This window comes from Paenibacillus sp. GXUN7292, assembly GCF_050864975.1.
Classification (GTDB): domain Bacteria; phylum Bacillota; class Bacilli; order Paenibacillales; family Paenibacillaceae; genus Pristimantibacillus.
The window spans coordinates 186744-200154 of sequence record NZ_JBOZWO010000002.1; the positions used below are offsets into that span (position 1 = coordinate 186744).

At 45.0% G+C, this 13411-nt stretch carries 14 protein-coding genes; 10 read left to right on the forward strand and 4 right to left on the reverse strand.

The annotated features are described in order from the left end of the window. Window positions 1-5 precede the first annotated feature (5 nt). Window positions 6-740: an HAD family hydrolase gene (locus ACRRU2_RS03515; protein ID WP_432499953.1), complete on the reverse strand. Its 735-nt coding sequence runs from the start codon at window positions 738-740 to the stop codon at window positions 6-8. A 142-nt stretch (window positions 741-882) separates the two neighbouring features. Then, on the reverse strand, window positions 883-1107 hold the full coding sequence (locus tag ACRRU2_RS03520; RefSeq protein WP_331699546.1) for a hypothetical protein: 225 nt from the start codon (window positions 1105-1107) through the stop codon (window positions 883-885). 166 nt (window positions 1108-1273) lie between these two features. On the opposite strand from ACRRU2_RS03520, the gene ACRRU2_RS03525 reads away from it, so the two are divergent. The 7 genes from ACRRU2_RS03525 (at window position 1274) to ACRRU2_RS03555 (ending at window position 8609) form a co-directional block, all read left to right on the forward strand. Further along, window positions 1274-2002 (forward strand): phosphonate ABC transporter ATP-binding protein, encoded by a 729-nt coding sequence (locus ACRRU2_RS03525; RefSeq protein ID WP_331699545.1) that lies wholly within the window; start codon window positions 1274-1276, stop codon window positions 2000-2002. Between the two features lie 90 nt (window positions 2003-2092). Further along, window positions 2093-2698 (forward strand): DUF3298 and DUF4163 domain-containing protein, encoded by a 606-nt coding sequence (locus ACRRU2_RS03530; protein ID WP_331699544.1) that lies wholly within the window; start codon window positions 2093-2095, stop codon window positions 2696-2698. Between the two features lie 511 nt (window positions 2699-3209). Beyond that, a complete protein-coding gene (locus tag ACRRU2_RS03535) occupies window positions 3210-4220 on the forward strand; it encodes a phosphotransferase (RefSeq protein ID WP_432499954.1) in 1011 nt (336 codons plus the stop codon). A gap of 46 nt (window positions 4221-4266) precedes the next feature. Further along, window positions 4267-5184, forward strand: a complete 918-nt coding sequence (locus ACRRU2_RS03540; protein WP_331699541.1) for a polysaccharide deacetylase family protein — start codon at window positions 4267-4269, stop codon at window positions 5182-5184. 23 nt (window positions 5185-5207) lie between these two features. Then, a complete protein-coding gene (locus ACRRU2_RS03545; RefSeq protein ID WP_331699631.1) occupies window positions 5208-6167 on the forward strand; it encodes an AAA family ATPase in 960 nt (319 codons plus the stop codon). A 13-nt stretch (window positions 6168-6180) separates the two neighbouring features. Beyond that, window positions 6181-7266 (forward strand): DUF58 domain-containing protein, encoded by a 1086-nt coding sequence (locus ACRRU2_RS03550; protein WP_432499955.1) that lies wholly within the window; start codon window positions 6181-6183, stop codon window positions 7264-7266. Next, window positions 7263-8609: a DUF4129 domain-containing protein gene (locus tag ACRRU2_RS03555; protein WP_432499956.1), complete on the forward strand. Its 1347-nt coding sequence runs from the start codon at window positions 7263-7265 to the stop codon at window positions 8607-8609. The genes ACRRU2_RS03550 and ACRRU2_RS03555 overlap by 4 nt, the downstream gene beginning before the upstream one ends. Window positions 8610-8737: 128 nt before the next feature. Here ACRRU2_RS03555 and ACRRU2_RS03560 read toward each other — a convergent pair whose 3' ends face one another. Continuing rightward, window positions 8738-9715 (reverse strand): YpdA family putative bacillithiol disulfide reductase, encoded by a 978-nt coding sequence (locus tag ACRRU2_RS03560; protein WP_432499957.1) that lies wholly within the window; start codon window positions 9713-9715, stop codon window positions 8738-8740. A gap of 132 nt (window positions 9716-9847) precedes the next feature. Between ACRRU2_RS03560 and ACRRU2_RS03565 the strand changes: the two genes are divergently transcribed. Then, complete coding sequence (locus ACRRU2_RS03565; RefSeq protein ID WP_331699537.1) at window positions 9848-10381, forward strand: ADP-heptose synthase; 534 nt, start codon at window positions 9848-9850, stop codon at window positions 10379-10381. Window positions 10382-10386: 5 nt separating this feature from the next. On the opposite strand, the gene xerS is transcribed toward ACRRU2_RS03565, so the two are convergent. Next, a complete protein-coding gene (xerS, locus tag ACRRU2_RS03570) occupies window positions 10387-11469 on the reverse strand; it encodes a tyrosine recombinase XerS (protein ID WP_432499958.1) in 1083 nt (360 codons plus the stop codon). A 128-nt stretch (window positions 11470-11597) separates the two neighbouring features. On the opposite strand from xerS, the gene ACRRU2_RS03575 reads away from it, so the two are divergent. Both ACRRU2_RS03575 and ACRRU2_RS03580 read left to right on the forward strand, forming a co-directional pair. Continuing rightward, a complete protein-coding gene (locus tag ACRRU2_RS03575; protein WP_432499959.1) occupies window positions 11598-12242 on the forward strand; it encodes a DsbA family oxidoreductase in 645 nt (214 codons plus the stop codon). Between the two features lie 51 nt (window positions 12243-12293). Beyond that, entirely contained in the window at window positions 12294-13376 is a 1083-nt protein-coding gene (locus ACRRU2_RS03580) for a lactonase family protein (protein ID WP_432499960.1), read from the forward strand. The last annotated feature ends 35 nt before the right edge of the window (window positions 13377-13411 follow it).

Consider the following 13411-nt stretch of genomic DNA (forward strand, 5'->3'; position numbering starts at 1 on the left):
CACAGCTATCGGCTGACAAATTGTTTAATGGCATGCGGGATGTCAAGCAGCTGCTGCAAGCGCAAAAATGCGCCCTTCGGCTCGAGATCAATCGGAATAATATTGTAGTGCCATTCCTCTTGCGCCTGCATATGAATAGCATGAATGCCAGCTGTAAGGGCTGGGACGACATCGGTACGGATCGAATTGCCGATCATCCAAGTTTGTGTCCGGTCGAAACTGCCAGACTGGAGAATGCCTTCCAATGCATCATAATTTTTAAGCTGGCGTATATAAATGCGTGATTCAAAAAAACGGCCAAGCTCCATCTGATCGATTTTGCGCTGTTGAATCTTTGGCTCGCCGCCCGTGTATAAATGCAGCTCATGGCCCTCTGACGCAAGCTGAGTCAACGTTTGCTCCATATTCGGATAGGGCTCGGTATCATGCTGATAAACGCTGATGCCGATATCCCATAGGAAGTTTTCTTCCTGTTTGCTGCTATCACGCCCGGTTATGGCGCAAAAGTGTTGATACGTATTCAGAAAAGAGCGAGGAAAATGCTCGCTTTTAAACCCGCTTTTGTCGATCAGCGCCAAATCAAATTCCATTTGCTTATCGCGGATCGCGCTGTCGGTGACAGCTGAATATCCGTTGAACCATGTTTTTAATGAATCGGCAAACTGGTCTATAACTTCAAAGAAATAGCGGTTGCAGTATATAAGTGTATCATCTAGATCGAATAACAGCTGTTGCTTCATCTTGTATTACTCCTTTCGCTAACAGTTCCAACTGTACATTCAATCTACATGAAAGTAGGGCAAGTCGTCAATCCGCTATTAAATAAAATACAAACAGCGCATGATAGCCAAATGCTGTCATGCGCTGGTATGATGAAATAGATTAGGCGTATTTCAGTTGTGAAGCGATCAGCTTGTTCTTGATAAAGGAAATGCGCTTGCGAACATAGAAATCCTTGCTGGCGCCGCGCAAGTCGTTGGGCGAGATCACCTCCTCGGTAAGATTATCAATAATGGTAAGCTTCCCATTGTCGTAAAACTTGAAAGTAAGGTCCTTGCCATTACGTCTAGACTCTACAAAACGGAAATTTTCGCAATTGTTAATCATGGTGATCCAGCCTCCTTTAAACGATTGGTGATGTGAATAAATGGGTGTAATGGAACGTTTGTTCTTGTTTTTATTATAGCAAACATTTGTTCGTGTGGAAAGAGTTTTTTATATCACTTACACTAGTAATAATGATCTTTTGCAACGTGCAGAAAGGGAGCGGAAAATGATAAGAATTCAAAATCTTTCAAAGCGAATACCAGGCGGTCCAAAAGTATTGAACCATATAGATTTTGAAGCCTACCCTGGCGATTTTATTGCCATCAAAGGCAATAGCGGCAGCGGTAAGTCCATGTTTCTTAAATGTCTTGCGCTGCAGGAAAAGTGGACGAAGGGGAAATATCAATTCGACGGCATGGATGTATTTCAAGCCGGCATAAAGGGACGCATGAAGGTAAAGCGCGAGGTCGCATATTTGGAAGAAAAACCGTTCTTGTTTCCGAATAAAACAGGCCTGAAAAACGTCATTATTGGCTCGATAACACAAACGCCGGCATGGCGCAGATGGACAGGCATGATGCGCAACGATGATTATATGGGCGCGATGGAAATGATCGAGAAGCGCGGCTTAATTGACAAAGCCCATCAAAAGGCAGGCACTTTAAGCGGTGGCGAGAAGCAAAGAATGGCTATTGCGCGAGCGCTCGTGCACGGGGCAAAAGTGATTGCGGTTGATGAGCCGGTATCCGGCCTTGATCCCCATTCAGCTGAGGCTGTGCTTAAGGATCTGAAAAGCCTGTGCGAGGAGCAGCAGGTTATTGTAATAGCAGTTATGCATCAGGGTGATTGGGCTGAGCGATTTGCAGATCGCATCGTCGGTCTTAATAAAGGTGAAATCGTAGTGGATGTTCGCGGCAGAAGACTGACTGAGCGTGAGAAGCGCTTAATGGACTAGCTTATTTGACGGGAAATAAGGGAAGCGGGAAAATTCAAAGCAGGTGCTGCATATAATGAGACATCATATCAAATAGGCAGGTGTCTCATTATGTCAACGTTTGTATCGCCTGTAGTTGTTCAGTCCTCCAAGGCGACATTTCCCAAGGCGGAGCTGTATATTCCGCATATCAGTCTCGGCAGCAATGCTCAGGCTGATGCACATATCAATAAAGTGTTAGTACATGGAGCTCAGCAGCTCGTCAATGCTCAAGGCGATCTAAGCGATCCCCGTGCTGAAATGCTTGGCTTGTATGAAGTGAAAAATAACCAAAAGGATATTTTAAGCCTTTCGCTTATTAATTACGCATATACAGGCGGAGCGCATGGAGCGACGCTTGAAAAATCGTATACTTTTCGGACCTCTACGGGAAAACAGTATCAGCTGAAGGATCTGTTCAAACCTAACTCCAATTATGTAGCGGTATTAAGCGAACATATAAAAGCGCAAATTTCAGCTCGCAAAATCGAAACATTTGAACCATTCAAGTCTATTCGGCCTGATCAGGATTTTTACATTGCTGACCGCTCACTAGTCATTTATTTTCAGCAATATGAAATCGCGCCTTATGTATATGGGCTGCTTTATTTCCCCATTTCGATCTATGATCTGGAATCGATCGTCAACGAAAACGGTCCGCTACAGCCTATGTACTAGGGTCAAAAAAAAGATGCTGCAGCTGCAGCATCTTTTTTATTACGGGCTTGTTAGAGGAGAGTGTCGATTCTTTGTGGGCAACGATTGGCAAGCAAAAAGAAAGGGGAAAAACGAAGAGCAAGATTGGGAATGGAGGAGCGGCAGCGTCCGCCTTTGTAGGCCAAATTTATCCTTTACAGGGGTTATTTCATCTAAAAAACGGGACTACTACAGCGGTCGGAATCCCAAACTTGATCGTAGTAACCTCCCTTTCGTTTGCTTATTGCCCTATCCACAATGAATCGATACCCTGTAGAGCTTCGTTATAAATTTAAATCCAATCCGTTCAAGCAGTCTGGGAAATGAGGAAATGAAAATGAATATTTCCCAGGGAAGCGCATGAATCAACAAATATTAGATTGATTCGACATTTTGCATTCCCGCATCGGGAAAGGATTGTCAGTTGTTCGGAATTTTTGCCAATATCTCCCCTTGGGGATTATAATAAAAAAGAAGAGGGGGAGCTTTTTGAATGAGCGAAATAAACAAGAGCGAGCTTAATACTTATTTAGCGCATTATTCTATTTCCGAGCCTTGGAGCGTTCTGCCCATGGAAAGCGGTATGAACAATACAACTAGAAAAATTGCAGCAGGCCAAGAGTGTTTTATGCTTCGCATATATAACAATCATAAGGATGGCGCAATCGTCCAGGTTGAGCATGAGCTTTTGGAGAAGCTGAATAGCAGCAAGTCATCAATTCAAACGCCTATTCCTGTGCGCAATAAAACGGGAGGCACCTTTTGCAAGCTGGAGGATGGCACTTTATTTGCCTTGTATTATTTTATTGAAGGGGAAAGGCCCCTCAATCAGCATGCGCCTCATATTGCCGGCTTGGGGAAAGCAGCAGGTCAACTAAGCAGGCAGCTGGCAGCGCTACAAATGACTGCTCAGCCTGTGTATGACCCTTACTACAAGCTGCCAGCCTCTTATGAGTTTATAACGGCTGAATTATTAGAAGAGCTGATGAACGAGGAGTCGGAGCTTGCTTTGCGAAGAAAGAAAATCGAATTTTTAATGGAACAGTTCTGCAAAGCTAAGCAATGGAGTTCTGAGCTTCAAAAGCTGCCACAGCAATGGATTCATGGTGATATCGTAATCAATAATACGGTCGCCTCGGGCGAGGCCATCATCGCCATACTTGATTTTGAATTTGCTGCAATTGATTTGCGCGCGATGGAGCCTGCTGTAATTGCAGCAGACCTGCTAAATAAGCCTAATCTGCTTTCTTCTATGCATGAAGGAATAAGTCTGATGATGAACGCTTTTACACAAGAGGTCAGCTTGACGCAGGAAGAGCTTGACTGTATGCCATTATTGATGAAGCTGCGGCTGTTGGATGTGTTTTTGCATGTTGTGGTCAGATATCGCAACGGGTTAAGCGAGTTGGAGCTGCTGTGTGAAATAATTGATCAGACAGCTGATCACATCGAGTATATCGATAACAGTGCAGAACTGCGGGAAATTTTTATCGTAACTAACTAAATTTAGGAGTACAATAACTATAGTATAGGAATGGAGGAGAATAAACATGAATTTAGCTCAACAATTAGGCTATGATGCCAATGATAGATTGCTGCTTATTAATGGGGATGACTATGGCGTATGCCACTCTGTTAATCAATCCGTCCAGCATCTGCTCGCTGCAGGAGCAATCAGCTCGGCGACGATTATGATGCCATGCGGCTGGGCGCCTGAAGGAGCCAGCTGGAGTGCGCAAAACCCGCAGTATGATGTGGGCGTGCATTTAACGTTTACGAGCGAATGGGATCGGTACAAATGGGGACCGGTTACTACGCAAGAAGCTGTTCACTCGCTTGTGACGGAGGAAGGTTATTTTCCGAAAGAATGCAAAACATTCGAGCAGCAGGCGGATGAATCGCAGGTACGAGCTGAAATCATCAGTCAAATCGAGAAAGCGCTTAAGTTTGGCATGAATCCTACACATGCGGACAATCATATGGGCAGCTTGTATGGGCTTACGACGGGCCGTAATTTCTTACCGCTTGTATTAAGCATTTGTGCTGATTATGGCTTGCCTTTCCGTTTACCGCGCTACCTGCTGCAGGAGGACGGTCAAGTCGCTCCGCCTGAGATGGCTGAGCAGGCCAAGCAATTGGCTGCCTTGGCTGATTCCTTTGGCGTTGTTATTCTAGACTATCTGGTAGGCTTGCCTTTTCATTTGGCAGAAGGAGAAACGTATGACGTCCTGAAAAACAATATGAAGCAGCTATTGCGTTCGCTTCGTCCAGGCGTATCAGAGCTTATTATCCACCCGTCATACGTGACGGACGAGCTGAAAGCCTTTCATTTTCAGCCTGAAAAACGAGGTATGGAGCATCAATTGTTTTTGGATCCAGAGATGACTTCTTTCATCAAAGAGGAAGGGATCAAGCTGATTCGTTGGAGAGAGCTTCAACAGCTGCAGCGCAGCCGCAAGCAAAAGTAAGCAAAGGAGAGATAAAAAAGCATATGCCCTTTACTTCTATCAAGCAGTTGACGGAGCAGGTGAAGCATAATGTTGCTCAGGTTATTGTAGGCAAGGAAGAGGTTGTAGAATTACTTATTATTGCGCTCATTACCTCCGGCCATGTTCTTCTGGAGGATGTGCCCGGCACCGGCAAAACGATGCTGGCCAAGTCGCTCGCCCGATCGCTGCAGCTTGATTTTAAACGCATTCAATTTACACCCGACTTGCTGCCTTCTGATTTGAGCGGTATTCACTATTATAATCAGAAGTCTGGTGAATTTGAGTTTCGCGCGGGGCCGCTGTTTACGAATCTGCTGCTGGCAGATGAAATAAATCGCGCAACGCCGCGTACGCAATCCAGCCTGCTTGAATGCATGGAAGAAAGACAGATCAGCATCGATGGCGAAACGAAGCAGCTGGAGCAGCCTTTTATGGTTATTGCTACGCAAAATCCTATCGAGCATCAGGGGACGTTTGCATTGCCGGAGGCCCAGCTTGACCGTTTTCTTTTTAAAATAAAAATGGGCTATCCGACCTCTGACGAGAGCGTGGAGCTGTTAAAGCGCTTTATGAGCAAGCAGCCGTTGGAAACGCTGCAGGCAGTTGCGGATAGAGAACTGATTATCGCTGCACAGAAAGCTTATCCGCAGGTTCAGGTATCAGAAGAGCTGCTGCGTTATATCGTCAGTATTATTGAAGCGACGAGACAACGGGAGGAGGTTGCGACTGGCGTTAGTCCCCGCGGCTCGCAAGCGCTGCTGCGCGCAGTGCAGGTACGAGCTATACTGAGGGGGCGCCACTTTGCAACTCCCGATGATGTGAAAGCGCTGGCAAAGCCTGTGCTGAGCCATCGTTTAGCGCTAAGAGGAATGCAAAGAATGCAAGCGGATGCGCATAAAATATTGGATGATATATTGAATCAAATTCCTGTCCCTACGGAAGCAGAAGCTACGATAACATAGCCGGGAGTATGCCATGCTACTAGTTGGATTTATTTTGTTGGCCGTCGCATTGTTTTATTTACAAGGCCTAGTGTTTTATCGATTAGCGTTAAAGGATATTCAATATGACCGCAACTTTAAGGTTGCAGCTTGCTATGCGGGTGATCAAGTAGAGCTGGTTGAGCGAATTGCCAATCGCAAATGGTTCCCCGTACCATGGCTTAGAGTGGAGTCGCAGCTCTCCACGCATTTGCATTTCGGCAAGCTGGACAATTTTTCTGTCAGTAAAGGTCAAGTGTATCAAAACCATAAAAGTTTATTTTCGCTGAAGCCCTACGTTCAAATTACAAGAAGGCACCGCCTTGTAGCCGCACGAAGAGGCGTTTACAGGCTGCAGACGGTCACGATGACCAGCGGCGATTTGCTGGGTGTTCATATTCGGCATAAGCAAATTCCCTTGACGGGAGAATTGCTTGTGTATCCTAAGCCGGCAGAGGTGGCGCTCGATCAGCTTCCTTTTCATAGCTTGCAGGGGGAGCATGTTGTTAAGCGGTGGATTATCCATGACCCATTTCTGACAGCGGGAGTGCGGAAATACGAAGCGGGCGATACACTTCGCTCTATTAATTGGAAGGCAACTGCGAGAACCGGTCAGCTGCAAGTACATAAACATGATTACACAGCGAATCGGCAGTTGATGATTTATTTGAATATTGATGATGAGGAAGGCATGTGGCGCTCAGTCAATAATGTAGATTTGATTGAGCAGGGCATTTCGTGGGCGGCAGGCGCTGCCGCAGCATCAATTGAACAAGGAATGGAAGCTGGCTTCAGCTCCAATATGCAGCTTAATAATCAATATTCTTCTACAAAAATTGAACCTGGATCAGGTTATGAGCACTTATTGTTTATTTTTGAAGCGATGGCTAGATTAAGCTTGGAGAAAACGGAGCCGTTTTCCTACTTATTGCAAGCTGCTGCAGAAGACGGGTATGAAGGGCGCGATGTGCTTATCATATCGACCTTCTGGAATGATGAGCTAGAGGAGCAGGCAGCACGAATTCGCTCGAACGGTAATTCCGTTACAGTATGGGAGCTAGCGGAGGATAAAAGCGAATGAAAAATTGGCTGAAAACAAACGGCGTCATACTTGCCAAAGGAGCGGCAGAGCTTCTTTTTTATCTTCCGGTTTTTTTGACAGCAGCTATTTACTTGCTGCCTCATGCTTCCATTGCTTTTTGGCTTATTATGCTTCCTCTCGTTTATTGGAGCGGAGCGGCATTGAAGGGAATATGGAAAAGCAGCAGATTCATTATGGAGCTGTTGGCATCATGCGCAATAGGGTATATTTATTGCTTCCTGTTTTCACTCATCTTTATGCCTGGCATACGGCAGGAGATGCTCGCAGCGTTAGTGCTTCTTAGTGCCTTGTTATGCTGGAAAGGGATTGTGCTTACGCGCAAAGGATGGAAGGATTCGTTTGACAGCAGGTACATGATCGCTGGAATTGTGACCTATGTGGCAGCTCAGCCATTGAAAGTATGGCTGCTTGTCCGGCTTATTGAGGTAGAGACACAGCTATTTGTATGCGGCGCTGTTGTATTAATAATGTCATTTTACATATTTAACGGGCGATTTATAAAAAATGAAACGGTTGATGTGGGCCAATCGCCAGCTGCAATTGCAGCTGCCAAGCACAATAGAATGTTAATGTCATTAATTACATGTATTTTGCTGGCAGCGTCATTCCTATTATTTTATAAAGATGCTGTAATGGCTGGATTTAAAAAGGTAATGGCTTGGATTTTAAGCTGGCTCTCCAGAGAGCCCAAAGAGCCTGTTGTGGAACAGCAGCCTGAGCCGACGGCGCCATCGCAATTCCCTGAGGTCGAACCTTCAGAGCCTGCCAAATGGATGCTCATTCTGGAGCAAATAATAAAAATTATTGTCATTGCAGCTGTTGCTGCAGCATTACTGCTGCTTTTATATGCGGTGTCAAAGAAATTGCTGAAGCTGGCTTATCGCTTATGGCTGAAATTTATGAAGCGAAGCGGCCCAATGGAAGGCCAGTATGGCTACTATGTTGATGAAGAAGAACAATTAACGTCAATAATTAAAAAACGCAGGAAACGGCGTTCTCACCGGGGCGGTCATGCAAAAGGCAGAAAAAGCTTTGAAACAAAATGGAGCCGTACTACTGATAATAGAGAGAAAATAAGGCTTTTGTATGCCCAATGGCTTGGTGAGCTGGCTAGAGTATACCGCTATCGTGCGAAAAGCGAACGGACGGCTCAGGAGACAGGCGCCGATCTGCAAAGGCAATATGAAAAAGAACAGGCCAAGCTGCAAGCGAGCCGCTTTATAGATGTTTATGATGCTGTGCGATATGGCGATCATGTACCAAGCTATGAGGAAACGGAGCAGCTTAAGAAAAAAATACTTGGAGATTTAGATCGGAAATAACCAGGCAGCCGCTTCATTGTTACAACAGCCTGAAAATCCTGCATCCGGATTGTAATCTTCATATAATACGAAAAGGCATCCTCAGCAAATGATTGAAGGATGCCTTTTGGCAAGTAAATTAATTCAAGTTAATTTTCGTTAGTTTTCATATGTGCCGCAATTTTTCGGCCGTGAAATCTACCCGACTCAATAAAGATTTCATTAGCTTCATGACGAGAGGCGACGACACCCGCCAAATAAATGCCGGGAATATTCGTTTCCATCGTCTCCTCATTAAAGGTCGGATAGCCTTCAGGCTCAATCGTTACGCCTGCTTGCTGCAGAAAGCTGCGGTCTGGGTGGAAGCCGGTCAGTACAAGCACGAAATCGTTAGCAATCGTCTTCATGCTGCCAGTGGTTTCAATGCTCACACAATCGTCCTCAATTGCGATTACCCTAGATTCAAACAGCATGCGTATCGTTCCTTTGGCCACCTTGCTTTCAAAGGTCGGCTTTACCCAGGGCTTAATGCTCTTGGAATAATCCGAGCCCCGGTAAATAACCGTTACTTTGGCGCCAACTCGCTCAAGCTCCAATGCAGCGTCTATGGCGGAGTTGCTGCCTCCAATTATCGCTACCTCCATGCCCACATAAGGATGCGATTCCCGGAAAAAGTGAGTCACTTTGTCTTTGTCCTCGCCAGGTATGCCCAGCATGTTCGGATTATCGAAGTAGCCAGTGGCAATAATGACATGATGACTGGAATAGCTTAATGGCTTGCCGAAACGGTCCTCGCCAGTAAGATAGAAAATGCCATCCTCATGAGCTATGCTCGTAATGGTTTGAAAAGGGTGAACCTGCACTTCATGCCGCTGTGCTGCTGTACGGTAATAATTCAGCGCCTCCAGACGGGATGGCTTATCATTAGCTGTCGTAAATGGAATATCGCCAATTTCCAGCATCTCAGGCGAGCTGAAAAAATGCATATAGGTTGGATATTGCGAAATGGAATGAACTATGTTGCGCTTTTCAATAATAAGCGGCTTAATCCCGCTTTTGCCCAGCTCGATGGCTGCAGCAAGACCACAAGGTCCAGCTCCGATTATAATAGTATGTTCGATAGACATTTTTTCCTCCTAAAATAAAGGCGAATTTTCGTCATTTTGAGTAAAGGATCCGTACGTACGCCTCTGTTGATCTAGTAATTGGATAAGGTATAATTAAGCTTGAACATATTATGATAATAAGGAGGGAGAGAGATGGTTCAACAGTTTGTTATGGAAGCGATACTAGCTGCTACCTATGGTCATTTGCTCGTCCCTGCAAAACCGATTCATTACATTGTGCCGTATTCTACGATTAGCGAATTATATGAAATACGGGAAGGGGACGAACCTGTTATGGTCGACCCCGACGATGATCAATTGGTGAAATCACACATTCAAACCCTTATTCAATTTTTTGAAGAGCCTCTTAATCGTAAAAAAATTGACCGGGCTTTGCAAGCCCCTTGGCGTGAAAGCGCCCCATTGCTTTTGAACGAAAATGTTCAGTTTACAATCATTAATGCCGTAGACAATGCGCACTACGGAGATTTGTTAGATCCGATTGAAACAGAGCTTGTGCTGGTATGCATGCGCAAGCAAATGCCATTGTTAACTGATCAATATGAATTGCAGGAAAAGCTGATTGAAGCTGAGGTTCCTATTCAGCTCTATGATATTGATGATTTTGAATTTGCGATTGAAGAAGGCTTGTCGGCAGCCGATATCGAGAAGCTATACAAGCCATAAATTTTTTATTGCTCCAAACGGCGATCAATAGCTTCAGCCATTGTTTTATCGGTCAGATGCGCATAAATTTGTGTCGTTTCGGGAGAGGCGTGACCAAGCTGCTCCTGTGTTTTATAAATATCGTTTTGTAAATAATAATCGGTAGCAAATGAGTGACGAAGCTTATGAACGGACAAGAAGGGCTTGCCAAAGCGTTTAGCGTACTTGAGTACCATCGCTTGAATAGCTCTTTTTGTCATGCGTGAGCCTTCCTTATTGCCGTTTGCAATTGCAAGGAACAGTGCTTTTTCTTTGCGTGGCGCTTTGTAGCGTGTTTCACGAAGCGCTAAATACTGATTAAGATCCACGATTGCATCTTGCCGGAAGTATACGGGCGTTTTGAAAGTATCGTCATTTTTACCTTTACGGAATACATAGCATAGCTTTTTCTTTACATCAATATCATCCAAATTCAAATTGACAAGCTCGGAAACACGCAAGCCTGAATGCAAAATAAAGCTGATAATACAGGTGTCTCTTACTTTATTAAGTTCATAGGAGTATGTAGCCTGCTTGTTCTTCGCTATTTCCTGCCCATAATCATGCCTAATATAAGTTAAAAATTGTGAGATTTCTTCTTCCTGCAGCAGTTTCCCTTCAAGCCGGGCTGCCGTGTCTTTTGGCTTATGAGTCCGTTTAATGGAAACCTTGGCCATGACGTTTCTTTTCAGCAAGGGGTAGAACTGCTCATCCTCCGCAATCTGGCTCAAATAGTGAAATAACGACCGAAGTGATGAAAGCTTTCGTGAAATCGTTGTGCGATTATTGCGTTCCTCCTTATACGTAGAAAGAAACATGCGAAAAGAATCTATACTTTCCATACGCAGTCGCTCCAGCTCCAGCAAGGTAACTTCTTTAATAGACGCAGCCTCGCTTAGCCCTTCTGCCATTAGCCAATTCAGGAAAGCTTCATAATCTCTCATATATTCAACTAACGAGGCTGGAGACAAATCTGGCAGCTTGTAATTAATAAATTGTTCAATATACCAAGGCATAGAAGGCAAGCGCGCATCCAGCTCTTCGCGTGATTTTTGTTTAAGAATATTCACCGCAATCCCTCCTTTACACATCTATATTGTAGAATAAGGTGCTTAGCAGAGCAAGGCAGGGAAGAAGATTGTCAACTGATTTCATGCTATAATAATAAAGGATGGATACATAAGGGAGGTGTCAGTAAATGAAAATAGAAATCTGGTCGGACTATGTTTGTCCGTTTTGCTATATCGGCAAGAAAAGATTAGATGCGGCACTAGAGAAGTTTGAGCACAGGGCTGAGGTGGAGCTGAAGCTCCGCAGCTTTGAACTGGATCCCCAGGCAGATTCCAGCTTGAAGCAGAGCACGCATTCGATGCTGGCGGAAAAATACGGTATGACGGTTGAAAAAGCTCGTGAGATGAGCACTGGCATTAAGCAGCAGGCAGCTGCAGTCGGATTGGAGTTCAATTTTGACAACATGCTTGTCATTAACACTTTTGATGCTCACAGATTAGCTCAGTTTGCCGAAGAAAGGGGCAAAGGTGTAGAAGTAGGAGAAATGCTGCTGAACGCTTATTTCACTTATAATGCTGACCTTGCAAGCTATGACGTTCTCGCTGATATAGCGGAGCGTGCAGGCTTGTCCAGAACTGAAGCGCTTGCCGTACTGGAAGGCCATCAGTATGCGGATCGTGTACAGGCTCAGGAGCAGGAGGGCAGCCAGCTTGGCATCAGAGGCGTGCCATTCTTTGTTTTTAACCGCAAATACGCTGTATCTGGCGCACAGCCGACTGAAGTATTTTTAGATACTTTAAATAAAGTGTGGCAAGAGTCTCAAGCAAACTAATGCAACAACAGTCGACACTCTTTATAGAATGGATACAAGGGGGAGCTATTCGTGACAACATCTAATCAGCGCTTGCTTGTATATATTGGTTCTTACGCAGAAACGGACGGACCTGGCATATATGTAAGCGAATTTGACCCAGCCACAGGCAAGCTTCATATTATTCAAAGCTTGGACGGATATCGCAATCCAACATTTCTAAATGTGGATATGGCTAAGCATAGAGCGTACAGCATTGGAGAAATGACAGATGCTAATGGGAGCAAAGCAGGAGAAGCTTCTTCATTTTCAATCGATCCAGCCACAGGCAAGCTGACGGTAATAAATCGCAAAAAAACAGTAAACTCAACTACGTGCCATATTCAGCGAGACGAGTTAAGTACAAGAATAACGGTCACCAGCTACCATGGGGGGATGGTAGGCACGCTTGAACTTTCAGCAGATGGCTCAATAGGCGAGCTGCTTGACGTCCAGCAGCATGCCGGGAAGGGTAAAGACCCAGAACGCCAGGACAAGCCGCATCCGCATTCCAGCTTCTATAGTGCAGATGGCAGCTATTTGTTCGTTCAGGATTTAGGACTGGATCAAATTATTACTTATAAGGTGGACAAGCAGAAGCATAAGCTTGAACCTCACCAGGTTACCCAGCTGCATGGCGGAGCAGGTCCGCGTCATCTTGTATTCCACCCGAATGGAAGCTTTGCTTACGTTATTAATGAGCTCGATTCTACTATTACGGTATTACGCTATGACAAGCATGCAGGCTTGCTTGCGATAGAGGAAACAGTCAGTACGCTGCCTGAAGGCTTTAAAGGCGAGAATGGCTGCGCAGAGATTACAATTTCTGCTGACGGTGCATACTTATATGGCTCTAACCGCGGTCATGACAGCATTGCTGTGTATGCTGTCGATGCTGCTTCCGGCAAATTGACCAGCAAACAATTCGTATCGGTCGAGGGCGGTCATCCGCGTCATTTTGCTTTGACGCCAGACGGCAAATTTGCATTAGTAGCTAATCGTGATACAAACAATATCGTTATGTTCTCCATCAACGAGGACGGGACACTGCAATATACAGGCGAACAGCTTGAAGTTTCCAAGCCGGTATGTGTAATTCCAGTATACTTGGATTAGAATTTCTACCTGTTAAACAATTTTATTCCCGAAAG